Origin of the sequence: Mesorhizobium sp. SP-1A (assembly GCF_032460275.1) — a bacterium.
Classification (GTDB): domain Bacteria; phylum Pseudomonadota; class Alphaproteobacteria; order Rhizobiales; family Rhizobiaceae; genus Mesorhizobium.
The window spans coordinates 1-25,672 of sequence record NZ_JAVXZD010000013.1 but is presented as its reverse complement, the minus strand read 5'-3'; the positions used below and the strand labels follow the sequence as shown (position 1 = coordinate 25,672).

Here is a 25,672-nt window from a genome sequence, read left to right as displayed (position 1 = left end):
GTCAACCTTTCACCGCGCCGGAGGTCAGGCCGCCGACGAGGTGCTTCTGGACAATGAAGGTGAGCAGGAGCGCGGGAACGATCATCACCACGGCCAGCGCGCACATGCCGCGCCAGTCGATGGTGAATTCGGCAGTGTAGTCGAGCAGCCCGACCGGCAGGGTCTTGGAGTTGATCGAACGCGTCAGTTGCGAGGCCAGCGCGAACTCGTTCCAGGAGGTGAGGAAGGCGAAGATGCCGGCGGAAGCGATGCCGGGCCCTGCAAGCGGGAATTCGACCTGCCAGAAAGCCTGCCAGCGCGTGCAGCCGTCGATCTGGGCGGCCTCGGCGAGATCGCGCGGCACCTGCCGGAAGAAGCCGTCGATCAGCCAGATGGTGAACGGCACGTTGAGGGCGACATAGGCCAGGATCAGGCCGAAATGCGTGTCGATGATGTCGAGGCGCGCATAGACGAAGAACAGCGGCAGCGACAGGGCGATGCCGGGCACGGTGCGCGTCAGCATCAGGCCGAGGAACATCGCCGATTTGCCGCGGAAGCGGTAGCGGGCGAAGGCGTAGCCGCCGGCCATGCCGATGGCGATTGCGATCACCGTCGACGTCACCGAGACGATGAGCGAATTGCGGAAATAGTCGACGACGGGAATGCCGCCCTTGCCGACGCCGCTGAACATGGCGACATAGGCGTCGAACGAGAGCTGCTGCGGGATCCAGACCGGCGGCTTGGCCAGGATTTCCACCGTCGGGCGCAGTGAGGACAGGACGATCCACAGGCCGGGCAGGCAGATCGCCAGCATGGCCAGGAACAGGCCGATGCCATGGGCGGCCGTCGACAGCCGGCGCTTCAGGCGGGCGGATGCGTTGGCGTCCATCATCACCACTCCGCGCCGATCTGGGTACGCGCCGCGGCGAGCTTCCTGAAGAAATAGACGGTGAAAAGGATGGACAGCAGAATCGAGAAATAGGCCATCGCGTTAGCGACTCCCATGCGCGCGTCGCTATAGGCGGTGCGCGCGACCAGCGTCCACAGAAGTTCGGTGCGGCCGGCCGGGCCGCCGTCGGTCATGATCTTGACGATGTCGTAGGCGCGGGCCACGTCGAGCGAGCGGATGGTCATGGCGATATAGGCGAATGGCATGACGAAGGGCCATGTCACATAGCGGAAGGTCTGCCAGGGCGTGCATCCGTCGACGCGCGCCGCCTCAAGCGGCTCCTTCGGCATGGCCAGCAGGCCGGCCAGGATGAGGATGGCGAAGATCGAGGTCGACGACCAGATTTCAGCGATGGAGATGGCGATGAAGGCGAGACGTCCTTCGATGAGCCACGGAATAGCCTGCCCGGTCAGGCCGAGAGACTGCAAGGCATTGTTCACCAGGCCGATATTGTCGTTGAACATGAACTTGAACTGGAAGCCGACCAGGATCGGCGAAAACATCATCGGGAACATCATGATGGTGCGCAAAATGCGCTGGCCGCGCGTGGCCTTCTCAACCAGCAGCGCCAGCCCCAGCCCGAGCAGCATTTCGAGGTTGAGGGCGACGGTGAGAAGCAGGACGGTGCGGCCGAAGGCCCACCAGAAATTCGCGTCGGACATGATGCGCAGATAATTGCGCAGGCCGATGAAGGTGAAAAACGTCTCCGGCCTGGTCAGGCGGAACGGGGTGAAGCTGGAATAGAAGGACAGGCAAAGCGGCACGATCACCACCGCCGCCAGCACGATCACGGCCGGCAGCAGCAGGAGGAATGGCGGCGAGAGGCGCGAGCGTTTCATTCTGGTGATTTCGGGTACCTGAATTTACCCCTGACCCGATCCCGCTACGCTCGGCCGTCCCGCACAAGGGAACAAGGCAGCCAAGCGAAGCGAAGTCGGGTGCGGGGTGTTCATCAGGATAGACGGTGGCGCACCAGATGCCCGACACGCCACCGGTCGATCCTTACAGCTTGCCGGCGTCTTCGAGGATCTGCGTGGCCTTGGCCGCCGCCTCGTCCAGCGCCTGCTTGGAAGTCTTGTCGCCGAGGATGGCGGCCTGGAGTTCGGGATAGACCGCGTTGGAAATCTCGATCCATTCCGCCGTTTGCGGCACCGGGAAGGCGTTCTTGGCGGCTTCCTGGAAAGCCTGCAGGACCTCCGTCTTGTAAGGATCGGACTTGGCCTGCTCGAGGTCCCATTCCCACACCTTGGTGCGGGTGGGCAGAGGCCCGGCCGCGGCTTCCAGCTTCTGGCTGTCCTCGTTGGTCAGCCACCACACGAGCGAAGCCGCCGCCTCCTTGTTGGCGCAGTTCTCGGTCACCGAGAAGCCGTGCGCGCCCGACCAGCCCGAACGCTTGCCCGACGCGCCTTTCGGCTGGACCTTCACGCCGACATTGCCGGCGACCTTCGACGATTTGGGATCGTTGAAAAACCCGGCCCAGCCCGGCCAGTCGAGGTTGAGCGCCACGGTGCCGGAAGCGAAGCCCTGGCCGAGATCGTCCCACAGATAGTTGGTCGTGCCGGCGGGCACTGCCTTGGCCTTGTAGAGGTTGACGAACCAGTCGAGCGCCTTGACGCCGGCCTCGGAATTGAAGGCGGGCTTGCCGTCCTTGTCGAGATATTCGCCGCCGTCGGCAACGAGCATCTCGTAGAAGCGGCCGTTGATGGCCTCTTCCTTGCCCGCATATTGCGTCCCGTAGAAATCCGGCGGGCTGGCGAAGAATTCGGCCTGCTGCGCCATCTCCTCGAACGTGTCCGGCGGTGCCAGTTCCTCGCCGTATTTTTCCTTGTAGGCCTTCTTCTTGGCTTCGTCCTGATAGAGGCTCTTCTGGTAGTAGAGCGCCGAGACGTCGAACTGCGCGCGCGGCAGCATCACCAGTTTGCCGTCCAGCGTCGCGGCGGCGATGTTCGCCGGAACGAAGGCGTCGATCTCTTCCTTGGGGAGCAGCTTGGAGAGGTCGGTGTAGATGCCCGGATATTGCGGCGCGAACGAGGTGTGGTTGGAGCCGACGCACCAGGTGATCGAATTGGAGGCGATGTCGGACTTGATCTCCTTGTCGAGATCGAAATGGTTCTTCTTGGAAACGACGTTGACCTTGGCGCCGGTCGCCTTTTCCCATTCGCCGATGCGCTCGTAGAGCTTCTCGTATTGCTGGCCGCCGATCAGCTTGGCGTCGATGGTGACGCCGGGAAACTTGCCCGGCAAATCGGCTGCGAGCCCTGCGCCCGTGCCCCACGCCAGGAGCAAGACACCGGCGGCGACGCCGGAAAGCAATCTGTTCATGAAAATCCTCCCTGGGACGGCAGCAGGCCTGCCGAATTGAAGCCTCCGCTGCTTCATTTATATACAAACAACATATTCATACACCGTCAAGCCAAAACTCTTCCCAAGACCGGGCTCCGGCGTATATGAATCGCCATATTCATATACGCCGGAGAGACAGCCCGTGCAGGAAGACGAAGAAGACCGGTATCGCGCGCCGGCGCTCGACAAGGGACTGGACATTCTGGAGTTGCTGGCGGACGTCGACGGCGGGTTGACCCAGGCCGAGATCGCCAAGCGGCTGGACCGCAGCCCGAACGAGTTCTACAGGATGCTCGATCGGCTGGTGAGGCGCGGCTATGTCACCCGCTCCGACGGCGACCGCTATTCCCTGACGTTGAAATTGTTCGGCCTGGCGCAACTGCATCCTCCGGTGCGCCGGCTGGTTTCCTACGCCACGTCGATCATGCGCGAACTTGCCGAGACCTCCTGGCAGGCGAACCAGCTCGTCGTGTTCGACCGCGGCAACGCCGTGGTCATTGCCCAGCAGGAAGCGCCGCATTACTGGGGCATATCGATCAGGGTCGGCTCGCATATCAGCCTGTTCGACACCGGTTCCGGCCATGTGCTGCTGGCATTCCGCTCGCAGGAGGAACGCGAGATGATGATAGCCGAGCATCTGCGCAGCAACGAGGAGATGAAGCAGTCGCCGGACTTCTTCGCCCGCCTCGACCAGGTACGCGACCGCGGCTACGAGATGATGGCCTCGCTTCAGACGGCCGGCGTCTACAATCTCTCGGCTCCGGTCCTCGGCTCGGACGGGCGGGGCATCGCGGCCCTTACCATTCCCTATATCACGCTGGTCAACGCGCCGGCCGCACCGGACATCACCAAGACCATAACGCTGCTGCAAGCCGCGGCGACGAGGCTTTCGCAACTCGCCGGCTCGGACATGAAGATGGCGCTGTAATTCTTATTTGAATAGTAAATTCCCCTGTGAGAGTATCTTAGCGCGGCAGGTATCCGGGATATCGAAGGCGATCGGGAGGAGTTATGGCGGACGATCTTTTGGTGTTCGTGGGTTCGCTCAACCGCGAGACGCCCTATTTCCAGGGCGCGCGGGGAGTGGGGCTATCCGTTTACGGTTTCAACGAGGCGACGCTGGAGACGGTCCGGCTTTGCGAAACCGGAGACATCGACAATCCGACCTTCCTGTCCGTCACGGCGGACGGCAGCGGGGTCTTCGCCAATTCGGAAGTGTTCGAATGGCGCGAGGGCATGGTGTCGGCTTACCGTTTCGAGCGCGCAACGAACAGGCTGAGCTATGTCAACAAGCAGCCGAGCCTGGGCAGCATCACCGCGCACAACTGTCTTACGCGCAACGGCAGAAAGCTGCTGGTGGCCAATTATGGCATGGGGGAGGGCGGCCCCGACCAGGCCGTGGCGGTCTATGGCATCCGGCCAGACGGTGGGCTCACTCCGCCGCTCGCCAGCGTTGCGCACCGGGGCACGGGCCCCAACGCCGCGCGCCAGGAGCGCAGCCATGCGCATAGCGTCACCGAAACCATCGCGGGCGGCGTCGCCATCGTCGCCGATCTCGGCATCGACCGGCTCGTCACCTACCGGATCGAGCCCGACGGGGCGCTCCAGCGGCTGGCCGAGACGGCCCTGAAACCCGCTGCCGGTCCGCGCCATGTGGCGCTGCATCCGAACGGCCGGTTCGTCTTTGTCATGAACGAGCTCGATTCGACGGTGGTGAGCCTGACGCTGGATGCCGACAGTGGCGCGCTCGCAATCGCGGACACCAAACCGGCCGTACCGGCCGAGGCGCGCGACCACAACCATTGCGCCGACATCCAGATCTCGCCTGACGGCCGCTTCCTCTACGGTTCGAACCGCGGGCACGATTCGGTGGCGATCTTCGCCGTCGATCCAGAAACCGGGGAACTGGCCCTGGTGGACTACACCCCCTGCGGCGGCGCGACGCCTCGCAATCTGTGCCTGACGCCTTCCGGGAAGCACCTGTTCTGCGCCAACCAGAACGGCGACCGCATCACCATCTTCGCGCGCGACGAGGCGACCGGCCGGCTGACGGATTCCGGGCAGGCGATCGAGATCGGCACGCCGATGTGCGTCAGGATCGTCTGACGACGAAGGACGGCTGGCCCAACACCGCAGGCCCTGCGGGCGGCAGGCCTTAGATCGTCGTGCTCACATGGCGCTCGCGGCCGTAGAGCGACACCAGCAGCACGATGATCAATCCCAGTGCCGCCTGGACCGCCGCCGGCTGGAAGCCGAGTCCGATCAGCAGCGTGTTGATTTCGGTCAGCACGAGCACGCCGGCGATGGTGCCGACATAGCTGCCGCGCCCGCCGATCAGCGCCGTGCCGCCGACCACCACCGCGGCAATGGTCTGGAACAGGTAGGGTTGGCCGACATCGCCATATGCCGACCCGGTGAAGCCGAGCAGCAGGATCCCTGTGACCGCGGCGAAGAAGGCGCTGGCCGCGAAGGTGGTCATCCACATGCCGACCGGTTTGATCAGGGCGAGGGGGGCGGCGCCGGGATTGCTGCCCAGTGCATAGAGCCGCCTGCCATAGGGCGTGCGCGCCAGCACCAACGTCACCAGCAGCGCCAGGAGTACAACCGCCGGCACCACGCCGGGCACCGGTAGCGGCCCGATCGAGCCGCCGATGGAGACGAAAGCCGACACCGCCGGCGGCGCCGACCCGGACGGAAAGCCCTTGGTCCACAGCAGGACCGCGCCCTGGATGACCATTCCGGTCCCCAGCGTGACGATCAGCGGATGGATTTCCAGCCCCCGCGAGATCAACCCGTTGAGCGCGCCGATCATGATGGCGAGGACGGCCACCAGAAGGCAGACGAGAGCGAAATTCCAGCCTTGGCCGTAGAGTTGCGCCGCCACGACATTGGCGAAACCGATGACGAAGGGTATCGACAGGTCGATGCCGCCCAGGATGACCACCAGCGTCTGGCCGATGCATGCGACCGCCAGCAGCGCCGAGATCACCAGAATCGCGCGTACCGCGAACGGCGCCGAATAGCCTGGAATGAGCACCGTGCCGGCGACGTGCAGCAGTGCCGCGACGATGAAGGCGCCGGCGATACGGCCGTTGGTCGTGGCGAACCAGGTGCGATCGAACCTCATCGCGATGTCTCCCGTCGGGAAAACCGGTCCTGCAACGCCGTCAGGACCACGGCAGCCACGAGTATCGCGCCATAGGCTATCTGGAGCACGTAGGTGGAGACGTTGAACATGGTGAGCAGGCTTTGCAGGAGGAAAATATCGACGGCCCCGATGACCGCGCCCGCCAGTCCGCCCTTGCCGCCGGCCAGGCTGACGCCGCCGAGCGCCACCGCCGCGATTGCGATCAATGTGTAGGTCGGGCCGATGCCGGGATCGGCCGAACCGATCAGCGCGGTCAGCATCAGCCCGGCCACGCCGGAAAATAGGCCGGTGATCACATAGGCGATGAAGCGGACCCGCGTCACGGCCACGCCCGCCGTGTAGGCGGCGCGGTCGTCGCTGCCGATGGCCATGAGCTGGTCGTAATAGGGTGTCTGGCGCACCAGCCACCAGAACAGGAAGATGGCGGCGAGCGGCACCACCGAGAGCGGTCCGGCCATTTCCTTGAGCCAGCCCGGCGCCGGCCCCACCGGTGCGGGCAGTATCGTCAAGGTGACGCCGGCCAGGATGAGATATGTACCGAGCGTCGCCACGATCGGCTGGATGCGCAGGATCGTGGCCATGAAACCGTTCGCGGCGCCGACCGCCGCGCCGATGGCGAGCGCCGCAGGCACGAGCAGCAGCGGCGAGTCGATGCCGGCCTTCAGGAACAGCGACTGGATCACGATCGCGTTGACGAACCCCATCAGTGGACCGACGGAAATGTCGATGCCGCCACGGCCGGCGAGGATGACGGGCGTCGATGCCGCCGCCGCGCCGATCAGAGGCGCGGCAAGGCCGATCAATATGCCCCATGACGACGGCTGGAAGCGCACGGGGTTGAGCACGAGGTTGACAGCCAGCAGGACGACGAGCAGCACCAGCGCGAAACCGGCGCCGCGCAATGTGCGGGAAATGTTGCCGAGGCGGTTCATGCGGCGCGTCCGAACATGGCGGCGATGACGGCCTCGCTGGACATGGTGCCGCTTGCGATCTCGGCCGAAAGTTCCTGTTCGCGAAAAACCAGGACGCGACGGCACAGCAGCAGAATCTCCTCGATCTCGCTCGACAGCACCACAAGCGCCATCCCCCCGGCGGCCAGGTCGCGGAACACGTCATAGAGCACGTGCCTGGTGGCGACGTCGACGCCGCGCGTCGGGTCGTTGAGCAGAAGCACGTCCGGCTCCAGCGCCAGCGCGCGCGCCAGAAGCACCTTCTGCTGGTTGCCGCCCGACAATGTCGTGATGGGCGCGTCGGGCCGTGGCGCGACGATCGACAGCTTCTGCCTGTAGGTCTCGTAACGCTGCCGCCGCTCCTTGCCGCTGATCAGGCCCAGCCGAACGTCCCGGCGGACGGTGGAGATGGCGAAATTGTCGAGCACCGACTGGGTCGGGAAGATGCCGGTGGCGCGGCGGTCGCGCGGCAGGTAGGCGATGCCGTTCGCGACAGCCTTCCTGAATCCGGTCACCGGCGTCTGGACGGCGCCACGTTCGATCACGATCCCGCCGCCAGCGGGAACGTCCAGTCCCGCCAGCATTTTCAGGAAGCTTTCCTGGCCGTGTCCGTCCAGCCCGGCAAGGCCGATGATTTCGCCGGACGATATGCTTTGGGTGATGCCCGCCTTGCCCGGCGCGATGGCGAGATTGCGCGTATGAAGGGTCATCGCATCAGTCATGAACGAGTTCCGCGGCAGTCAGCGGCGCCATCGCCTTCAACAGTTCGTCGGGGGAGGAAACGCCGCGCTCTTCCGTGCGCACCACCTTGCCGCCGCGCAGGATCGAGATGCGGTCGGACAGGGCCATGACCTCGTCCATGCGGTGGGTGATGAAAAGAACGAGGCGGTCCTTGTCCGCCAGAGCGCGCATCAGCTCGAACACCGTCGCGCGGTCGGCGAAGTCGAGCGCCGCGGTGACCTCGTCCAAGATGAGGATCCTGGGGTCGCGAGCCACGGCTCGCGCCAGCACGACGAGCTGCTGGGCCGCGAGCGGCAAAAGACCGGCCGGCCGGGCCAGCGGCACCGGCGTGCGCGCGACTCGCGCCAGCGCGGCTCTGGCCCTTTCCCGGCGCTCGCCGCGCGGGACGTTGCGTTTGAGCAGTCCGTCGAGACCCAGCAGAATATTGTCGGTCACCGACCGTTCGGGGGCGATCAGCACTTCCTGGAAGACGGTAGCGAAACCGGCACTCTGGAACGCCACGGGATTGCGTCCCGAGAATGTTTTGCCGTTCAGCACGATCCCTCCGGAATCCGGCTGGACGATACCCGACAAAAGCTTCACCAGCGTGCTCTTGCCGGAACCGTTCTCGCCCAGAATGGTATGAACCGTGCCGGCGCGAAAATCGATCGAGGCGTCCGCGAGCGCGACCGTTTCACCATAGCGCTTGGAGACGCCTTCGACCTTGAGCATGGTTTCCTCCAGGCTCGAAGCCGCTGCTTCCGGCCAATGTCGGGCAGGCTTCGAGCCGATATGCTTTGCCGCCGGTTACTTGGCGCAGGCGTCCGGAACCTTCGAGTAATCCCACCCCTTGGTCGGCGCAGGATTGGAGAAATAGGCATCAAGCCATTCCTCAGGCATGGGGTCGGTCGGCGGCACGGGGAACACCGAAACCGCGTCCGGGGTCATGCAGTCCTTGTACCACTTGTCCAGTTCGGTGCCGTGCACGGCCGGAATCGGGATCAGCAACGTGTTCAGCTTGGGCTTCTGGCCGTCCAGCATACGCACGCCGACGCGAAACAGGGTCTGCGCGGTCCAGCCGGGCAGCACGGCATGGCCCTCGAACCGATACTTGTCCGGATTGGCCTTCCAATAACCGAGCGCGTCGCCGGTGATCGAGCCGGTGATGAGCGGAGCCGGCCTGCCGGCCTGAGCGAAAGCCTCTGCCACGACGCGGCTCTCGCTGCCCGTCGTCCACACGGCGTCGATGGGCGCCGGGTTGGTGGCGATCGCCTGCAACACCACGGTCTTCGTCACATTGGCCGTCCAGTTGCCGTTGACCGACCGCGCCACCTTGAGCCCGGCGTTCTCGGCAAGCGCCTTGTCCGCGCCCTGGCGCTCCTGCACGACGATCGGGTGGCCGGCGATGCCTTCGACCATCAGCACGCTGGCGTCGGACTTCGCCTTGCCGATCGCGGTTATCATGTCGTAGCCCCAGCGGGCATAGTTGGAATCGACATTGATCGCGTTCGGGCTGGTCACGGAGCCGGCCGCGGTGACGAAGGGGATGTTGGCCTTGGCGGCGGCATCGATCGCGTCGTCGAGCAAGGTGGCCGAACCGGGGATCGACGTGATGATCGAGCACCCCTTGTCGATGAAGGCGCGGATCTGGTTGATCTGCTGGCTGGGGTCGTTGTTGGAGTCCGAGACCTCGAAGCTGGCGACCGCGCCGTCGGCGATCAGGCCGTCGACCAGGCGCTTCAGTTCCTTGGTGACGCTCACGCGCCACGGATTGCCCTGGTAGCTCTCGGAGTGGCACCACTTCCATGGCTTCGCCGGCGGGGCATATTTGTCCCACGCGGACGGCAGGATCTTCTGCGGCGCATTTTCATATTGCGCCTTGAGTTCGGCAGGCAGGCCGTCGACCACGGTCTTGACATCCGCCGCATGGGCCACCGCCGGAACCGCGAGCATTGCGGTCGCGGCGCAAAGACCGCGCATCAGGCCAGACATTCTTTCCTCCCACATTTTCTCCTCCCTTGGATTGCACCTAACCGCTTTTGCCGACCGGCGCGAAACTTTCCCGATACAGGCGATTGAGATCGGCGACGACGCTTCGCGCGTCCTGCCTCTCGGTAAGACCTTCGTTGATCCGGGCGGACGCGGCCTCCTGGAAGGCCATGTAGCCGTCGTGACGCGGACGAACCCAGGCATGTTCGAGCGTCGCGCGCGTGCCCCGATAGAAGTCGCCGGTCGCTGCGTTGACGGCCGCGTCCTCCCAGGCGCCTGCATGGCCGGGCTGTCCGCCCGCCGACGCGTAAGGCCCGCGCTGCACGTCGCCGCTGGCGATCCAATAGGCGAAATCGATGGCTTCCCTCCTCGCGGCGGAGAAGGCGGAAACGGCGATGCCGGTGCCGCCGAGGGCGGAGCCGACGGGCCCGGCGCCGCCTGCGGCCGGCATGTCGCAGAAGGCCAGCCGGTTGGGACGAAACCCCTCCGTCGCATAGGAGACGTAGCCGTAGATCAGCGGCGCGCAGGCAATGCGGGAGCCGGCTTTCGCCATCTCTTCCGACACGGCGATCGGATCCATGGCGAGACATTCCGGATCGACCAGCGCCGCGATCTCCCGCAGCATTTCGAAGACCTTCTCGCCGGTTTCGGCATCGATCAGGTCGCACGGGCCGTCATTGGCGCAGGCCCGGCCGAAATTGGCGGCGAGGGTGTAGAAACACATCAGCGAATGCGGCGCCCTGAGCGGCAGCAACACCTTTCCCTGACGGGCGAGCGCCAGCGCCTCGTTCCAGCTCGCGGGCGCTGCATCGATCAGGTCGGGCCGCCATGCCTGCACTTGCGCCGCCGCGTCTATGGGAAACGCCCATTGCCGGCCTTGCCAGCCATAGCTCGGATAGGACTGGCCGACGCTTCCCGCGGCAAGCGCGTCGCGCTCCGCCTCGCGGCCGGCGACGTCCAGCGGCACGAGGCAGTTTTCGGCGGTGATCTGGCCGACATGCGGATGGTCGATGACGATCAGGTCATAGGCGCGCGCCAGTTCCTCCACAGGAAAGGATTCGAAATCCTGAAGCGAACGCTTTTCCCAGACGATCGAAACGCCGGTCTTTTCCTTCCACTGCGCCGAGCAGGCGACCATCGGGTCGTAGCCGCGCGGGTGGTTCCAGGTCATGCCCTTGAGCACTGTCACAGTCCGAACTCCGCGCGGATCTTTGCGCTGTGCTCCCCGACACGGGGTGCCGCCTTCTCGGCCTTGGCCCGCACGCCGTCCACCCTCAGCGGCGAGCGGGTGGTCCGGATCGAGACGTTGTCTTCACGCGTCACCGTCTGCAACAGATCGAGCGCCTTGAAGCCGTCGCTGTTCAGCATTTCCTGCCAGTTCAGCACTTTGGCGCACCAGATATCGGCCGGTTCGAGGACGGCCAGCCATTCGCCGACCGTTTTCTGCGCTATGCGCTCGGCGATGATCGCCTTGATCTCGTCGCGCGCCGTGAACCAGGTCGCGGGCTGGTCGCGATAGGGCGCCAGCGCGTCGAGCTCAAGCAGGTCGGCCAGCTTCGGGATCGGCGTCATGGCGATGGCCAGGAAACCGTCCTTCGCCTGATAGACGCCGTAGGGCGCCGCCAGATAGGCATGAGCGCTGCGGAAGGAGGAGCGGCGCGGCAGGCGCTGGCCGTCGTTCAGATGGGTGGTCAGCACTTCGAACTGGAAGTCGATCAACGCCTCGAACAGGCTTGTCTCGACATGGCCGCCCAGCCCGGTGACGCCGCGACGCACCAGCGCGGCGAGGATGCCTTGCGCACAGGCTGCGCCGGCGAGCATGTCTGCGATGGCCAGCCCGAACGGCACCGGCCCCTGGTCTTCGTCGCCGTTCAACCACATGACGCCCGAGCGCGCCTGGGCAAGCAGATCCTGCCCCGGCCGCTTGACCCACGGCCCTTCCTCGCCATAGCCGCTGATCGAGGCATAGACGAGGCGCGGGTTGATCGACCGCACATGCTCATAGTCGAGGCCGAGGCGCTCGATCACGCCCGGCCGGAAGTTCTGGATCAGCACGTCGGCCTTGGCGAGCAGGCCGCGCAGCGCCTTGAGGTCGTCCTCGTTCTTCAGATCGACGGCGAAACTTTCCTTGGCCCGGTTGATGGCATGGAAGATGGTGGAATCGCCGCCGATCTCGGTGTCGCTGAGATAGAGCCGGCGCGACAGGTCGCCGCCGTCGGGCCGTTCGACCTTGATGACGCGGGCGCCGAGGTCGAGAAGCCTGAGCGAGCAATACGGCCCCGACAGGAACTGGCTCATATCGACGACGACGAGGCCGGAAAGCGGCAGGTCGTTGGCCATGGTCACTTCTCCGTCTTGCCGGCGAAATCGGCGGGGTTCCGGTATTTCACCGTTTGCAGATGCTCGCAGTAGAGCACCAGTTCGCCTTCGCCCTTGAACACCTGGTAGCTGGCGCGGATAAGCCCCATCTCCTTGTAGCGCGGCGTCTTCTCCATATTGGTGCGGATCGAATAGATCGTGTCGCCGATAAAGACCGGCTTGATGAAACGCAGCTTGTCGTAGCCGTAGGAGAAAGCGTTCACGCAGTTGGTGGCGACCAGGCCCAGGCCGGCGGAAAACACGAAGGCGCCGGCGATCAGCCGCTTTCCGAAGATCCCTTCGCGCTCGGCGAACATCTGGTCCTGCACGTAGGGGTGGATATCGAGCACCAGCGCGTTGAACAGATGGCTGTCGCCCTCGGCCATGGTGCGCCGGAGCGACCGGATCTTCTGTCCGACCGGCCAGTCCTCGTAGAACCAGTTTTCGGCGTTCCACACCGGCAGCTCGGCATGATCGGCGGGCATGTCCGTGGGAAAGGTCGAGGCGACGCCGACCGTCGGCGAGAAGCTGGTCATTTTCCATCCATATGCTGTCGGGGAGGGGTCTGCGTCCGCCGCGCCCCTAATCCGGCGCGCCGGCGTCAACCGGTCCTCCACAAATCTTCTCCGTTAAAAAATATATTCACATATGGGGCAGCTTTACAAGCCGTGATTGGCCCGGAATTTACGCGACCGGGACGGCAAAGCAGGGCGCACTGCTTATGCACCACACGTCCGGCATGGGTTCCACGCTTCGGAGGAGCACTGTGGATGCGCGTGAGAGCAAGCATGTTGTGCTGGCGATGCCGGAGGATTTCGATGCTCCCCTTCGGCAATAAAGCGCCCAATTCATATCCGGGTAGAAGGCGCGGGGCAGGGGCCGCTCTCCGCACGATATCCGGTCCGCAGGTCTCGATAATTTACATATGAATGTATTGTACGCCTACAAATAAAGATATATGGACCCAAGCCATTCGGTCTGACATGTGGAGGAGACGACATTGCTGAACGAACCCGCTGTGGAATCCGCCGTACGGAAGGCGACGTGGCGGCTTTTGCCCTTCCTTGCGCTGATGCTCATCCTGGCGTTTCTCGACCGGGCGAATATCGGTTTCGCCAAGGATGCGTTCCAGGCCGATACCGGGCTGAGCAACACGGCCTACGCTTTCGGCGCCGGCATCTTCTTCATCGGCTATGCCCTGTTCGAGGTTCCCAGCAATATCGTGATGCACAGGGTGGGAGCGCGCCTCTGGCTGGCGCGCATCATGATCTCGTGGGGCCTCGTGTCCGGCGCGATGATGTTCGCGCATACGCAAACCACGTTCTACGTTCTCCGGTTCCTGCTGGGCGTGTGCGAGGCAGGGTTCTATCCCGGCGTTCTCCTCTATCTGACCTACTGGTTCCCGGCTCGGCAACGGGCCCGCGCGACGGGCCTGTTCTATCTGGGCGTGCCGCTTTCCCTGGTGCTCGGGAGCCCGTTGTCCGGCTGGCTGCTGACCCAACACGGCATATTCGGGCTCGCCAACTGGCAATGGATGTTCCTTGTGGAAGGGCTGGCGGCGAGCGTCGTGGGCGTCATCGCGCTTTTCTACCTTTCGGACAGCCCGGCAAAAGCCAAATGGCTGGAGGCATCCGAGCGCGAGGCGCTGACCGAAGCAATCCGTCAGGAGGAGGCGGAGAAAAAACGCGCGGTCACCCATTCCGCCTTGTCCGTTCTCAAGGACGTGCGGGTCTGGATCTTCATCGGCATCTATTTCTTCATGCAGGTGGGCACCGCGCCGCTGACATTCTATTTTCCGTCCCGCTTCGCCCAGACCTTCTCCGGTGGCGTCATGAGCCTTCAGGTGGGCACGCTCCTCAGCCTGCCGTGGGTGTGTTCCCTGATTGCCACGCGTTACTTCACCGTCCTGGCCGATAACACGAACAGGCATCGCATGATCTGCTTCTGGATGGTCGTGTGCGGCGTCATCGCGCTGGCGGCGATAGGGCTGACTTCCAACCCCTATGTCATGCTGGTCGCGGCCTGCATCGCCATTCCGGGGCTGACGGCATCGCAGCCTGTCTATTGGAGCCTGCCGACGCGCTACCTGAGCGGCGTGGGGGCGGCGAGCGGCATCGCTTTCATCGTATCGATCGGCAATCTCGGCTCCTTCTTCGCGCCGCAGATCAAGAACTATGCGGACATGGCGGCGGGGAACCAGAATGCCGGATTCTACACCCTGGCAGCCCTGTGCGCGCTGACCGCAGTCCTGCTGCTGGCGGTTCGCGAGCAGCGGCCGGGCTGAACCGGCTGCCGTTCACCTCAGAATCCGTTGCGGATTGAGCTTGGGCGCGACGCGTCAGTGGCGCGGCCTCCGGGGTCACAAAAGAACCGGCCAAGCTCTCACATGGGGCGCAATATCTGCGCTGTCGCGCGTTTGATGCGCCGGAATGACGCCTGCTGTGAGTTCTCACTGAAGTGCGACAGGCAACTCGGGTAAAGTAGCTACTTCACTGCTTTGCCGACGACACCTTCTGCCACGACACTTCTGCGGTGTCCTGAATCCGAGGCATTTGCGCGGCGCCTAGTTCAGATGAGCGCATACATCCTTCAAGTTACGATGCTCGATCGATAACGGATCCGTGTCTCGCGAAAGCATCGGCTGGTGTCCGCCGGCCGCGGCTGGATCGTCATCGTCGCCCTGATCGCCGGCAACTGGAAGCCGCGCGGCGTGCTCATGGCCGTCACCGCCTTCGCTTTCCTGGAAGCGCTGGCGACGCACCTTCAGGTCCTGGGGGCTCACGTGCCCAGACAGCTGCTTCTGGCGCTGCCTTATCTCGCTTCGATCGCGCTTCTTATGGGGGTGCGTTTCCGCACAGGCCAGCCGGCTCGCCTCGGCATGTCCTATGCGCGGGAATGAGACCGGCGCGGCCGGTGCGGGATAGCGAAAATGGCCGGCATCGACCGGCCATTTTTGTTGACGGCGCGGAATGTTAGGTCGCCGGCCTGAACGGTTTCGCCAGCGAGGCGGGGAAGTGCAGGGCCAGGATCTGCCGGTTCTGCGAGATGATGACCAGCACCACGATCGTCGCGAAATAGGGCAGGGCGGAGAGCAGTTCGGACGGCACCGACAGGCCGAGCGCCTGCCCCTGCAATTGCAGGATGGTCATGCCGCCGAACAGCCAGGCGCCGATGAGCACGCGCAGCGGCCGCCAGGTGGCGAAGACGACCAGCGCCAGCGAAATCCAGCCCTTGCCCGCGGTCATGTTCTCCACCCAGAGCGGCGTATAGGCGACCGACAGATAGGCGCCGGCCAGGCCTGCCATCAGCCCGCCGAACAGAACGGCGATGTAGCGGATCTTCACCACGGGATAGCCGATCGCATGCGCCGTTTCGGGCGACTCGCCGATGGTGCGCAGGACGAGGCCGGACTTGGTGCGGTAGAGAAACCAGCTGATGACGAGGAACATCGCCAGCGCCAGATAGACCATCGGATCGAAGCCGAACAGCAGCGGGCCGACCAGGGGCAGGTCGGACAGCAAAGGGACGTGGACCGGCTTCAGCGCGTCGATGGGCGCGCTGCCGAAATTGCGGCCGAGGAAGGCCGACACGCCCGAGCCGAAGATGGCGAGCGCCAGCCCGGCGGCATACTGGTTGGTGAGGAAGGTGAGCGCCAGTACGCCGAACAGCAGCGAGGAGGCCGCGCCCCCCAGCGCGCCGGCCAGGATCGCGACCGGCATCGGCAGGCCGGCCACGACGGCCCAGAAGGAAAAGGCGGCGCCCACCAGCATCATGCCCTCGATGCCCAGGTTGAGCACGCCGGATTTTTCCACCACGAGTTCGCCGAGGGCGGCGAAGATCAGCGGCGTGGCGGCGATGACGGTGCCGGTGAAGATGGCGATGAAGAGTTCCATCAGGCGTACCTCGGGACCAGACGTATGCGGTAGAAGATGAAGAAATCCGCCGCCAGCAGGAAGAACAGCAATATGCCCTGGAAGACCCGCGTCAGGGCGGAAGACAGGCCGAGCGAAAGCTGGACCGCCTCGCCGCCCAGGAACAGCAGCGACATCAGGAGTCCGCCCAGCACGATGCCGAAGGCGTTCAACCTGCCGATGAAGGCGACGATGATGGCGGCGAAGCCGTAGCCGGGGGAAATCTGCGGCGAGAGCTGGCCGAGCGGCCCCGCGACTTCGGCCATGCCCGCGATGCCCGCGGCCGCGCCGCCGGCGAGCAGGCCGGTCCAGACGGCGGAGGATTCGCGGAAACCGGCGTAGCGCGCAGCAAGGGGAGCCGCGCCGCTGACCGACATCTTGTAGCCGAGGAAGCTGCGATCCGCGAACAGCCAGGTCAGCACCACCGCCAGCACCGTGATCCAGATCGAGGAATTCAGCCGGTAGGCGTCGTTGAAGGGCTGGAACATGGCCGCCGGCGCCAGCAGGGCGGTCTGCGGATAGTTGAACCCGGCGGGGTCGCGCCACGGCCCGTGCACCAGCCACGACAGGAACAGCGTGGCGATATAGGTCAGCATGAGCGTGACGAGAATCTCGTTGGTGTTCATGCGGGCGCGCAGGAAGGCCGGGATCGCCGCCCAGGCCATGCCTGCGCAGGCGGCCGCCACGAACATAAGCGGCAGCAGCAGCGGACTTTCCTGATCGGGATAGAACAGGCCGACGCCGCAGGCGGCGATGGCGCCGATGATGAACTGGCCTTCCGCGCCGATGTTCCAGACATTGGCGCGGAAGCCCACCGCGAGGCCGCAGCCGATCAGGATCAGCGGCGAGGCCTTGAGCAGCCATTCCGACAGGCCGTTCATGGAGGCCAGCGGCTCCACGAAGAAGGCGTTCATCGTCGTCAGCGGATCGTAGCCGAGCGCCGCGAACAGCAGCGAGCCGACCGCCAGGGTCAGGGCGGTCGCCGCCACGGGAGCGGCCAGGCGCATCGCGGCGGAGGGTTCCGGTCGTTGTTCAATCTTGAAGCGCAACTTCGCTTCTCCTGCCGGTTTCGGTGGGGTTTGGGGCGATCTTCGTCATCAGCAGCCCGACTTCCTCGCGATTGGTCTGGCTGCGCAGCAGCGGCGGCGAGACGCGGCCCTGGCAGATGACCAGTAGGCGGTCGCTGATCTCGAACAGCTCGTCCAGCTCTTCCGAGACCACCAGAACCGCCGCGCCCGAGCGGCTGAGGTCGACCAGCGTCTGGCGGATGAAAGCGGCCGCGCCTACGTCCACGCCCCATGTCGGCTGCGACACCAGAAACAGTTTCGGCTGCAGGGCGATCTCGCGGCCGACGATGAATTTCTGCAAGTTGCCGCCCGAAAGGCTCTGGGCGCTCGCCTGCGGGCCGTTGGCCTTGACCTTGAATTTCTCGATGATCGAGCCGGCGAAGTTCCGCGCCCGCTTGCGGTCGACCAGCCCGTTGCGCACGAGCCCCGTGCGATGGCCGGTCAGCACCGCGTTTTCCCACAGCGCGTGCGGCGGCACCGCGCCGCGGCCCAGCCTTTCCTCGGGCACGAAAGCCATGCCGAGCCGGCGCCTTGCCCGCGCGTCGAGACGGCCGGCAGGCTTGCCGCCTATCTCGATGACCTCGGCCCTGGAATGCTGGCGCTCGCCGCTCAGCAGGGCGATCAGCTCGGCCTGGCCGTTGCCGGAAACGCCGGCGAGGCCGACGATCTCACCGCCATGGACCTCGAAGGACACGTCCTTCAGCTCGATGCCGCTGCGGCTGGCAGGCGCCGAAAGATCGCGCACGCGCAGGACCGGAGACGGGCTGCGCACGGAGGGGCTGACGCGCATTTCGGGCAGCTCGGAGCCGACCATCAGCCGCGCGAGTTCGAGCGAGGTGGATTGCTTGGGGCGCGCGGTGCCGGTGACGCGGCCGTTGCGCAGCACCGTCGCGGAATCGCAAAGCTCCTGCACCTCGTCCAGCTTGTGGCTGATATAGAGGATGGAGCAGCCCTCGGCGGCGAGCTGGCGCAGCGTGTCGAACAGCTTCACCACCGCCTGAGGCGTCAGCACGGACGTCGGCTCGTCGAGGATCAGAAGCTTGGGCGCCTGCAGCAGGCAGCGCACGATCTCGACGCGCTGCCGCTCGCCGACCGACAGGTCGTGCACGCGCCGCCACGGATCGATAGGCATGCCGTAGCGCTGCGACAGCTCCGTGATCTGCCTAGCCAGCGTTTCCAGATGGAAGCTGCTGCTAACCGACAGGGCGATGTTCTCCACCACGGTCACGGATTCGAACAGCGCGAAATGCTGGTACACCATTTCGATGCCGAGCGTGCGCGAGGTGGCCGGGTCGTGCGACGCGATCAGTTTGCCGTCGCACAGGATCTCGCCGGAATCCGCCTGCGCGGCTCCGTAGATGATCTTCATCAAGGTCGATTTGCCGGCGCCGTTCTCACCGAGAACGGCGTGGATTTCCCCCGGCATGATCGAGAGCGAGACGGCGTCGTTGGCGACGACGCCGGGGTAGCGTTTGCAGATATTTCGCAGTTCGAGACGAGGCGTCATCGCGGGTCCTGCCATGCATGAGCGGGTGGGGCAGCCGAAAACCGGGACGGTCGCGCCGTCCCGGTTTCGGCCCTGGCGTGGCGGATCAGGAAAGCTTGCCGATCATCCCCTTGACGAACCAGTTCATGCCGCGGATATCGCTGTCCGAAAGCACCGACCCGGCGGCAACCTTGACGTTGCCGGCCTGGTCCTTGATCTCGCCGGCATAGGGATGGACCTTGCCGGAGCCGATATCGGCCTCGAGCTGCTTGAGTTTCGCGATGGTCTCGGCCGGGATGGCTTCGTTGTAGGGCGCCATCTTGACCACGCCTGCCGCGAGGCCGTCCCAGCGCACTTCCGACTTCCAGTCGCCTGCCAGCACTCCCTTGGCGGCGCGCAGATAGTCGCTCGACCAGTCGAGCGTGAAGGCGGTGAGCTGCTTGCCGCCGCCGAACTTCGCCATGTCGCTGGCATAGCCGATTGACCAGGCTCCCTTCTCGCCGGCGACCTGCACGCCGGTGGCCGTGTCGGTCATCGAGCAGATGACGTCGCAGCCCTGCGAAACCAGCGTGTTGACGGCCTCCTTCTCCTTGCCCGGATCGAACCAGGAATTGAGGAAGATGGCGTTGCAGGTGATGTCCGGATTGACGCTCTGGGCGCCGAGCAGCAGCGCGTTGGCCGGGCCGACGATGTCGGGGATCGGAAAGCCGCCGATGAAGCCGATCTTGTTGCTCTTGCTCATATGCGCCCCGGACGCACCGGCGACGAAGCAGCCTTCGTAGTATTTGGCCTCGAAGCTGCCGAGATTGGCGCGGTGGACGATGCCCGAGCAGTGCTCGAACGCCACCTTGGGGAAGCGCGGGGAGACCTTCTGCAAAGGCGTGCCGTGCGAGAAACTGGTGCCGAAGATCAACCGGTTGCCGGAAGAGGCCAGCTCGCGGAAGACGCGCTCGGCGTCCTGCGGCATGAAGATGTTTTCGATGACCGTGAACGACACCTTGTCGCCCAGCTCGGCCTTGACCGCGTCGACGGCGAGGCTGTGCTGCTTGGTCCAGCCGATCTCGGCGATCGGCGAGACATAGACCACGCCGATCTTGAGCGGCTCCTCGGCACGGGCAGGGCCGACAAGGCCGCCGGTGCCCAGGGCCGCCGCCGCGGCGCCGGTATATTGCAGGAATTGACGTCTGGTAGGCCGGTTCATGGAATTCCCTCTTTGGCTATTGGTTTCTGGCTTTGTCCGGCTTGTTCACGCCGGTTGGTTTTTGCTCGATGCCGCTGCCGGACGCTACCGGCCGCGGCTATTCGCGGTCATGCGAATGGGGGTGCGAGTGCCTGTGCGTCCTGCCGTTGCCCGAAGCGGCGCCTCCCGCTGCCTTGGCCGGCCGCTTCTTCGCCTTCGCGGCGTCGCCGGCGCCGGTCTCTTCCTGTCCCAGATAGGGAGCGAGCGCTTCGGCCGGCGTCAGCTCCGGAAAGACCTGCCGGTCCATGATGTAGCCGCGCACCACGGCCCGGTGATGCGTGTCGATCAGGTCCATCGCCGGCCGGAGCCGGCCCTTTTCCAGGAGATCGACGACGCGCGAATGGTCGTCCAGCAGATTGCAATAGTCGAAGTCTGCCGTGATCAGCGAGCGCAGGAGGTTGGTGCGCCGCACCAGCTGGGCGTGGATCTCCTGCATCACCCGGTTGCGACTGAGCCGCACGAAGATGGTGTGGAATTCCTGCCCGAGCACGTCCGCGAGGGCGTGGTTGCCGGCCGCATAGGCCTGGCGCTGCCGCTCCACATGCTGGCGCAGTTCCGCCCAGCCGGCGGGTCCGAGCCGGTCGCACAATTGCGCGGCCACGCCCTGCTCCACGAGCGTGAGCGCGTCGTAGATCTCGATCGCTTCCTGGATGGAGGGTTTTGCCACGAAGGCGCCGCGGTTGCGCTCGATCTGCGCCAGCCCGTCGTCGGCCAACCTGATCAGGGCCTGGCGCACGACGATCCTGCTGACGTCGAAAATTTCGGAAAGCTCGCGCTCGCCGAGCTTGCAGCCGGGTACCAGCCGGTGCTCAATGATGGCCCGGGTCAAGATATCGGCAATCGCCTGCGAGCGGCTGCTCATGAGGATATCCTTCCCTGCCAGTGCGCTCGACGATCGAGCACTGCCGACGGTAGCTCATATCTCTGGTTACGAGTTCCATATCGGTATTCAATCGCACGGATGTGTCAATCAAAAAAAAGCCATTGATGAGCAAAATCTGATTGATTGGTATCCAATCTTATGTTTCCAATAGAGCCATACAAGAGCTAGGTTCATGGGGAAGTGCTAGCCAAGGGAGGGTGCGATGAGCAGAGCAGCCCTTTGCAGCGACCGGGTTCTTCTCAACGATTGGCACGTGATTGCCGACTTGACGAACCTGTCGCCTGACAAACCGTTCCATACGCGTCTTCTGGGCGTCGATCTCACGGTCCATTGCCGCGGCCGCTACAACAAGGAGATCGTCCGCGACGACACCGGCCGCGAGATCAACTCGGCCAAGCGTTACGGTTTCCTGTGGGCGTGTCTGGGCACGCCGGAGCGCGACATCGTCTTCGTGCCGGAGGCCGAGGAACCCGATCGCTATCTGGTGACCGGCGGCTCCATTGCGGTCCGCAGTTCCGGCCTGCGCGCCGTCGAGAATTTCCTGGACATGGGGCATCTTCCCTTCGTCCATCCCGGCTATTTGGGGGAGGAGCCGCATACGGAAGTGGCGCCCTACAATGTCCGGGTGACGGAAGCCGACGAGGTGCTGGCGACGGAATGCAAGTTCTACCAGCCTTTCGCATCGCCCTCGGCCAAGGACGGTTTCCTGGTCAACTACATCTACAAGGTGGTCCGGCCCTACACGGTGGCGCTCTACAAGAGCAATTCCGTCCACAAGGACCGGCTGGACACGATCACCCTGTTCGTGCAGCCGGTGGACGAGGAGAACTGCATCGCCCACCCGTTCCTGTGCTATGTCAAGGACGGCACCGGCGAGGCCGCCGTGCGCTGCTTCATGCAGCTCATCTTCGCCCAGGACAAGCCGATCCTGGAAAACCAGTTGCCCAAGCGGCTGCCGCTCGATCCGCGCGCCGAGACGCCGATCCGGGCGGATGCCGTTTCCGTCTATTATCGCCGCTGGTTGCGCGACCGTTCGGTCTCGTACGGCGCGATCCCCGCGCGGCTGTGAGATACGGTCAGTGCCTTCATGAAGGAACCATCTCCATGAACCAGACCCGATGCCAGGATCAGGTGATCCTCAACCTTTGGCACCCGCTAGCCGCCGTTGCCGAAACGGTGCCCGGCGTCGTATCCGAAACGGTGCTGCTCGAAGAACGCATCGGCTTTGCGCTCGACGCCGAGGGCAACGCCACCGCCTGGAAGGCGCGCCCGGATGTGCCGGCCGGCGGCAGGATCGACGCCGCGGCGCTGAAGGATGCGTTGCCGACCAAGACGGCTTACGGCTACATCTGGACCTCGCTCGGCACGCCGCCGGCCGACCTGTTTCCCATCCCGGAATTCGAAGAGGCGGACCGGCGCCGGCTCAACGCAGCGACGTTCGGGGTCAATGTCTCGGCGCCGCGCGCCATCGAGAATTTCCTCGACATGGGGCATTTCCCCTATGTCCACACCGATATCCTCGGCGCGGAGCCGCATACGGAGGTGAAGGAATACGACGTCGAGATCTCGGTGGATCGCGACGAGATTCTCGCCACCCGCTGCCGCTTCTTCCAGCCGATGGCGGCGGCGACGTCCGAAGGCGGCGCCGACGTGGACTACGTTTACCGCGTGCCGCATCCCTATTGCTCGGTGCTCTATAAATCGAGCCCGATGGACGAAAGCCGGCGCGATGTCATCGCCGTCTTCCTCCAGCCGATCGACCAGGAGCACGTGCGCGCGCACATGATGCTGTGCATCCTCGACGAAGAGAACGAGGACAAGGTGATCAAGCGCTTCCAGCAGACCATCTTCGGTCAGGACAAGCCGATCCTGGAGAACCAGTTCCCGAAGCGGCTGCCGCTCGATCCGCGCGCCGAAACCCCCATCAGGGCCGACAAGTCGGCCATCGCCTATCGCCGCTGGCTCAGTCAGAAGGGCGTGACCTACGGGGTCATCCCCGCCGCCGTGTGAGCGTGAGCCGCGTCAGCCCCAAATTCCGGAGACTGCAATGTTTGATACCGCCAAGACCAGATGGCATCCCATCGCCGCGTCCGATGACCTGCCGTTCCGCCATGTCTTCCACGCCCAGCTGCTCGGTCGCGAGTTCGCCGTCTGGCGCGCCGACGACGGTTATGTGAACGTGTGGGAGAACCGTTGCCTGCATCGCGGCGTCAGGCTGTCGATCGGCATCAATGACGGCCGCGAGCTGAAGTGCCAATATCATGGCTGGCGCTATTCCAACCGCACCGCCGGCTGCACCTATATCCCCGCGCATCCGGCCGACGCGCCGGCCCGCACCATCACCAACCGCACCTTCGCGGCGGTGGAGCGCTACGGGCTGGTCTGGTCGGCGGAGGAGCCGCAGGGCGAGGTGCCCGATGTCGGCGGCCTCGCCGAGGGAAGCCTGCTGGCGCTGCGCGGCATTGCCGTCGCCGCACCTGCCCATCTCGTCGCCTCGAAGCTCAAATCCTACCGCTTTCAGCCGATCGGCAGCCTGGCGGGAGACGGGGCCGGGATTTCCGTCGAAGCCGCAAACGATTTCTCGGTGGCGATCCGCTCCAGCGAGAACCAGGCAAGCACGCTGGCGGTGTTCTTCGTGCAGCCGGTCGATTCCAACCGTTCGGTCATCCGCGGCGTTCTCGATGCGCAGCCGGAAGGCGCCGAACGCATCGCCGTCCTTCGCCATCACAACGAACGCCTGTCCAGGCTGCGCGACGCCGCGGAGCGCGAAGCCGCCGCGATGCCGGCGCCCACGCCGCTCGAACCCGTGATCGAGCGCGTTTCGCCCGAGCTTGCCGAAATGCCCGAACCGACCGCGCATGGACGCAAGGCGGCGCTGCGCGTCACGGTAGCCCGCAAATGGCAGGCGGCCGACGGCATCGCCGGCTTCGAGCTGCGGCCGATCAAGGGCATATTGCCGACCTTCCAGCCGGGCGCGCATATCGACGTGCATATGCCCAACGGCGAGGTCCGGCAGTACTCGATCACCAACGGGCCGGGCGAGACCGACAGCTTCACCATCGGCGTCAAGCTGGAGCGGGACTCGAAGGGCGGCTCGAAATGCATGCACGAGACGGTGCGCGAGGGCGACGTCCTGGCGATCTCGGAGCCGCGCAACAACTTCCCGCTGCGCCGCGACGCGATCCAGACGATCTTCGTCGCCGGCGGCATCGGCATCACGCCGCTGCTGGCCATGGCGCAGGCGCTGAAGAACCAGGAGCTGGCGCATGAGCTGCATTATTTCGCGCAGGGCGAGGCGCATCTGGCTTTCGCCGATCGGCTGGAAGAGCTCGGCGCGGCGCTGAAGCCGCATCTCGGGCTGTCGCCGGACGCGACCGGCGCCGAGCTTCGCCGCGTGCTCGCCGGCTACCGCAACGGCATGCATCTCTACATCTGCGGTCCCGGCCCGATGCTGGAGGCGGCGCGCGCCATCGCGGCGGAGCAGGGCTGGCCGGACACCGCCGTGCATTTCGAATATTTCAAGAACACCAACAAGATCGACGACAGTTCCAGCTTCGAGGTGGCGCTGGCGCGGTCCTGCGTCACGCTCCAGGTGCCGGCCGGCAAGACGATCCTGCAGGTCATGCGCGAGAGCGGCATCGACGTGCCGTCCTCCTGCGAGCAGGGCGCCTGCGGCACCTGCATCGCCACCGTGATCGAAGGCGAGCCGGACCATCAGGACGTCTACCTCAACGATGTCGAAAAGAAATCCGGCACCAGGATCATGACCTGCGTGTCGCGCGCGAAATCGGCGCGGCTGGTCCTCGACCTCTAGGAGTTTCCCCGATGATCAAGCTTTACGACTACGAACTGTCGGGCAATTGCTACAAGCTGCGGCTGCTGATGAGCTTTCTCGGCATCGAGCACGAGACCGTACCGGTCGACTTCTATCCCGGCCGCGAGCACAAGTCGGAATGGTTCCTCAAGATCAATCCGCTCGGCCAGCTTCCGGTCATCGAGGACGACGGTCTCGTCCTGCGCGACGCGCAGGCCATCCTGGTCTATCTCGCCGCGAAATACGACGCGTCGGGCACCTGGTATCCGCGCGACAATCCGGCGCTGCTGGGCGAGATCAGCCAATGGCTGGCCTTTGCCGACTCCATCACCGGCACGGCCTCGGCGGCCCGTCTCCATGACGCGCTGTTCTACGATTTCGACGTCGAGGCCGCGCGCGCCGGCGCCCACCGCCTGTTTCGCATCCTGGACGAGCACCTGTGGTTCGCGGAGCAGGAGGGACGCGACTGGATCTGTTCGGCACCGCAGCCGACCGTCGCCGACATCGCCTGCTTCCCTTACATCGTGCTGTCCGAGGAGGGCGGCATTCCGCGCCAGGACTATCCGGCGATCCGGCGCTGGTGCGACCGGGTCAAGCGCATCAAGGGCTTTACGGTGATGTCGGGAGTGTTCCCGGCCGGTCCCGCCAAGGCGGCCTAGTCGTCGAAACATCTGCCGCGTCGCGGCCCGAAAGAAAAACTGGAGCAGCAAGACATGAAAACCCGCGCCGCAGTTGCCGTTGGAGCCGGCAAGCCGTTGGAGGTGATGGAGGTGGACCTGGAGGGGCCGCGCGAGGGCGAGGTCCTGGTCGAGGTGAAGGCGACGGGCATCTGCCA

The 25,672-nt window shown here is 64.9% G+C and carries 24 protein-coding genes and 1 pseudogene; 9 read left to right on the top strand and 16 right to left on the bottom strand.

All coding sequences use genetic code 11. From position 1 onward, the window contains the following. Nucleotide 1: 1 nt before the first annotated feature. From QU595_RS29095 to QU595_RS29085, 3 genes are all read right to left on the bottom strand, one after another. A complete protein-coding gene (locus tag QU595_RS29095; RefSeq protein ID WP_315928635.1) occupies nt 2–868 on the bottom strand; it encodes a carbohydrate ABC transporter permease in 867 nt (288 codons plus the stop codon). A 2-nt stretch (nt 869–870) separates the two neighbouring features. Next, a complete protein-coding gene (locus tag QU595_RS29090) occupies nt 871–1,767 on the bottom strand; it encodes a sugar ABC transporter permease (RefSeq protein WP_315928633.1) in 897 nt (298 codons plus the stop codon). Nucleotides 1,768–1,930: 163 nt separating this feature from the next. After that, nucleotides 1,931–3,250: a sugar ABC transporter substrate-binding protein gene (locus tag QU595_RS29085; RefSeq protein ID WP_315928631.1), complete on the bottom strand. Its 1,320-nt coding sequence runs from the start codon at nt 3,248–3,250 to the stop codon at nt 1,931–1,933. 163 nt (nt 3,251–3,413) lie between these two features. Here QU595_RS29085 and QU595_RS29080 point away from each other — a divergent pair, with 163 nt between their 5' ends. Both QU595_RS29080 and QU595_RS29075 read left to right on the top strand, forming a co-directional pair. Further along, the gene (locus QU595_RS29080) at nt 3,414–4,199 is read left to right on the top strand and encodes an IclR family transcriptional regulator (protein ID WP_315928629.1); all 786 of its coding nucleotides are present in this window, start codon (nt 3,414–3,416) and stop codon (nt 4,197–4,199) included. A gap of 83 nt (nt 4,200–4,282) precedes the next feature. Further along, a complete protein-coding gene (locus QU595_RS29075; RefSeq protein ID WP_315928627.1) occupies nt 4,283–5,377 on the top strand; it encodes a lactonase family protein in 1,095 nt (364 codons plus the stop codon). 49 nt (nt 5,378–5,426) lie between these two features. Here the strand turns inward: QU595_RS29075 and QU595_RS29070 are convergent, their stop codons facing one another. The 8 genes from QU595_RS29070 to QU595_RS29035 form a co-directional block, all read right to left on the bottom strand. Next, on the bottom strand, nt 5,427–6,398 hold the full coding sequence (locus QU595_RS29070) for an ABC transporter permease (protein ID WP_315928625.1): 972 nt from the start codon (nt 6,396–6,398) through the stop codon (nt 5,427–5,429). After that, a complete protein-coding gene (locus QU595_RS29065) occupies nt 6,395–7,351 on the bottom strand; it encodes an ABC transporter permease (protein ID WP_315928623.1) in 957 nt (318 codons plus the stop codon). Before QU595_RS29065 ends, QU595_RS29070 begins: the two co-directional genes overlap by 4 nt. Then, nucleotides 7,348–8,091 carry an ATP-binding cassette domain-containing protein gene (locus QU595_RS29060; protein WP_315928621.1) on the bottom strand — a complete coding sequence of 248 codons (744 nt, stop codon included), beginning with the start codon at nt 8,089–8,091 and terminating at the stop codon, nt 7,348–7,350. Before QU595_RS29060 ends, QU595_RS29065 begins: the two co-directional genes overlap by 4 nt. Beyond that, entirely contained in the window at nt 8,084–8,821 is a 738-nt protein-coding gene (locus QU595_RS29055) for an ATP-binding cassette domain-containing protein (RefSeq protein WP_315928619.1), read from the bottom strand. Before QU595_RS29055 ends, QU595_RS29060 begins: the two co-directional genes overlap by 8 nt. A 75-nt stretch (nt 8,822–8,896) precedes the next feature. After that, nucleotides 8,897–10,081, bottom strand: a complete 1,185-nt coding sequence (locus QU595_RS29050; protein WP_315928617.1) for a substrate-binding domain-containing protein — start codon at nt 10,079–10,081, stop codon at nt 8,897–8,899. A gap of 37 nt (nt 10,082–10,118) precedes the next feature. Next, entirely contained in the window at nt 10,119–11,249 is a 1,131-nt protein-coding gene (locus tag QU595_RS29045) for an ABC transporter substrate-binding protein (protein ID WP_315928740.1), read from the bottom strand. A gap of 14 nt (nt 11,250–11,263) precedes the next feature. Further along, on the bottom strand, nt 11,264–12,418 hold the full coding sequence (locus QU595_RS29040; protein ID WP_410000595.1) for a CaiB/BaiF CoA transferase family protein: 1,155 nt from the start codon (nt 12,416–12,418) through the stop codon (nt 11,264–11,266). A gap of 2 nt (nt 12,419–12,420) precedes the next feature. After that, nucleotides 12,421–12,972, bottom strand: coding sequence for a MaoC family dehydratase (locus QU595_RS29035; protein ID WP_315928613.1), 552 nt, complete (start codon nt 12,970–12,972; stop codon nt 12,421–12,423). 464 nt (nt 12,973–13,436) lie between these two features. On the opposite strand from QU595_RS29035, the gene QU595_RS29030 reads away from it, so the two are divergent. Together QU595_RS29030 and QU595_RS29025 are read left to right on the top strand one after the other, a co-directional pair. Continuing rightward, nucleotides 13,437–14,720, top strand: coding sequence for an MFS transporter (locus tag QU595_RS29030; RefSeq protein ID WP_315928611.1), 1,284 nt, complete (start codon nt 13,437–13,439; stop codon nt 14,718–14,720). A 360-nt stretch (nt 14,721–15,080) separates the two neighbouring features. Then, entirely contained in the window at nt 15,081–15,335 is a 255-nt protein-coding gene (locus QU595_RS29025; protein WP_315928609.1) for a hypothetical protein, read from the top strand. Between the two features lie 73 nt (nt 15,336–15,408). Here the strand turns inward: QU595_RS29025 and QU595_RS29020 are convergent, their stop codons facing one another. From QU595_RS29020 to QU595_RS29000, 5 genes are all read right to left on the bottom strand, one after another. Then, a complete protein-coding gene (locus QU595_RS29020) occupies nt 15,409–16,329 on the bottom strand; it encodes an ABC transporter permease (RefSeq protein WP_315928607.1) in 921 nt (306 codons plus the stop codon). Next, on the bottom strand, nt 16,329–17,396 hold the full coding sequence (locus QU595_RS29015) for an ABC transporter permease (protein ID WP_315928604.1): 1,068 nt from the start codon (nt 17,394–17,396) through the stop codon (nt 16,329–16,331). Before QU595_RS29015 ends, QU595_RS29020 begins: the two co-directional genes overlap by 1 nt. After that, nucleotides 17,380–18,921, bottom strand: coding sequence for an ABC transporter ATP-binding protein (locus QU595_RS29010; protein ID WP_315928602.1), 1,542 nt, complete (start codon nt 18,919–18,921; stop codon nt 17,380–17,382). The genes QU595_RS29015 and QU595_RS29010 overlap by 17 nt, the downstream gene beginning before the upstream one ends. A gap of 85 nt (nt 18,922–19,006) precedes the next feature. Then, nucleotides 19,007–20,101, bottom strand: coding sequence for a BMP family ABC transporter substrate-binding protein (locus QU595_RS29005; RefSeq protein ID WP_315928599.1), 1,095 nt, complete (start codon nt 20,099–20,101; stop codon nt 19,007–19,009). 97 nt (nt 20,102–20,198) lie between these two features. Further along, nucleotides 20,199–21,002: a GntR family transcriptional regulator gene (locus QU595_RS29000; RefSeq protein ID WP_315928597.1), complete on the bottom strand. Its 804-nt coding sequence runs from the start codon at nt 21,000–21,002 to the stop codon at nt 20,199–20,201. Nucleotides 21,003–21,225: 223 nt separating this feature from the next. On the opposite strand from QU595_RS29000, the gene QU595_RS28995 reads away from it, so the two are divergent. From QU595_RS28995 to QU595_RS28975, 5 genes and pseudogenes are all read left to right on the top strand, one after another. Next, entirely contained in the window at nt 21,226–22,092 is an 867-nt protein-coding gene (locus QU595_RS28995; protein WP_315928595.1) for an aromatic ring-hydroxylating dioxygenase subunit alpha, read from the top strand. Between the two features lie 35 nt (nt 22,093–22,127). Continuing rightward, on the top strand, nt 22,128–23,033 hold the full coding sequence (locus QU595_RS28990) for an aromatic ring-hydroxylating dioxygenase subunit alpha (RefSeq protein ID WP_315928593.1): 906 nt from the start codon (nt 22,128–22,130) through the stop codon (nt 23,031–23,033). Between the two features lie 37 nt (nt 23,034–23,070). After that, nucleotides 23,071–24,837: a Rieske 2Fe-2S domain-containing protein gene (locus QU595_RS28985; protein WP_315928591.1), complete on the top strand. Its 1,767-nt coding sequence runs from the start codon at nt 23,071–23,073 to the stop codon at nt 24,835–24,837. Between the two features lie 11 nt (nt 24,838–24,848). After that, nucleotides 24,849–25,496 (top strand): glutathione S-transferase, encoded by a 648-nt coding sequence (locus QU595_RS28980; RefSeq protein ID WP_315928589.1) that lies wholly within the window; start codon nt 24,849–24,851, stop codon nt 25,494–25,496. Between the two features lie 54 nt (nt 25,497–25,550). After that, nucleotides 25,551–25,672: pseudogene (locus QU595_RS28975) on the top strand (S-(hydroxymethyl)glutathione dehydrogenase); the annotation flags it as partial.

Bases quoted from the DNA above. Each gene is read 5' to 3' on its own strand.
- QU595_RS29055 (WP_315928619.1), bottom strand. From the start codon at position 8,821: ATGCTCAAGGTCGAAGGCGTCTCCAAGCGCTATGGTGAAACGGTCGCG.
- QU595_RS28980 (WP_315928589.1), top strand. From the start codon at position 24,849: ATGATCAAGCTTTACGACTACGAACTGTCGGGCAATTGCTACAAGCTG.
- QU595_RS29060 (WP_315928621.1), bottom strand. From the start codon at position 8,091: ATGACTGATGCGATGACCCTTCATACGCGCAATCTCGCCATCGCGCCG.
- QU595_RS29050 (WP_315928617.1), bottom strand. From the start codon at position 10,081: ATGTCTGGCCTGATGCGCGGTCTTTGCGCCGCGACCGCAATGCTCGCG.
- QU595_RS29090 (WP_315928633.1), bottom strand. From the start codon at position 1,767: ATGAAACGCTCGCGCCTCTCGCCGCCATTCCTCCTGCTGCTGCCGGCC.
- QU595_RS29045 (WP_315928740.1), bottom strand. From the start codon at position 11,249: ATGACCTGGAACCACCCGCGCGGCTACGACCCGATGGTCGCCTGCTCG.
- QU595_RS29095 (WP_315928635.1), bottom strand. From the start codon at position 868: ATGGACGCCAACGCATCCGCCCGCCTGAAGCGCCGGCTGTCGACGGCC.
- QU595_RS29010 (WP_315928602.1), bottom strand. From the start codon at position 18,921: ATGACGCCTCGTCTCGAACTGCGAAATATCTGCAAACGCTACCCCGGC.
- QU595_RS29020 (WP_315928607.1), bottom strand. From the start codon at position 16,329: ATGGAACTCTTCATCGCCATCTTCACCGGCACCGTCATCGCCGCCACG.
- QU595_RS29075 (WP_315928627.1), top strand. From the start codon at position 4,283: ATGGCGGACGATCTTTTGGTGTTCGTGGGTTCGCTCAACCGCGAGACG.
- QU595_RS29065 (WP_315928623.1), bottom strand. From the start codon at position 7,351: ATGAACCGCCTCGGCAACATTTCCCGCACATTGCGCGGCGCCGGTTTC.
- QU595_RS29040 (WP_410000595.1), bottom strand. From the start codon at position 12,418: ATGGCCAACGACCTGCCGCTTTCCGGCCTCGTCGTCGTCGATATGAGC.
- QU595_RS29035 (WP_315928613.1), bottom strand. From the start codon at position 12,972: ATGACCAGCTTCTCGCCGACGGTCGGCGTCGCCTCGACCTTTCCCACG.
- QU595_RS29085 (WP_315928631.1), bottom strand. From the start codon at position 3,250: ATGAACAGATTGCTTTCCGGCGTCGCCGCCGGTGTCTTGCTCCTGGCG.
- QU595_RS29000 (WP_315928597.1), bottom strand. From the start codon at position 21,002: ATGAGCAGCCGCTCGCAGGCGATTGCCGATATCTTGACCCGGGCCATC.
- QU595_RS28990 (WP_315928593.1), top strand. From the start codon at position 22,128: ATGAACCAGACCCGATGCCAGGATCAGGTGATCCTCAACCTTTGGCAC.
- QU595_RS28995 (WP_315928595.1), top strand. From the start codon at position 21,226: ATGAGCAGAGCAGCCCTTTGCAGCGACCGGGTTCTTCTCAACGATTGG.
- QU595_RS28985 (WP_315928591.1), top strand. From the start codon at position 23,071: ATGTTTGATACCGCCAAGACCAGATGGCATCCCATCGCCGCGTCCGAT.
- QU595_RS29070 (WP_315928625.1), bottom strand. From the start codon at position 6,398: ATGAGGTTCGATCGCACCTGGTTCGCCACGACCAACGGCCGTATCGCC.
- QU595_RS29005 (WP_315928599.1), bottom strand. From the start codon at position 20,101: ATGAACCGGCCTACCAGACGTCAATTCCTGCAATATACCGGCGCCGCG.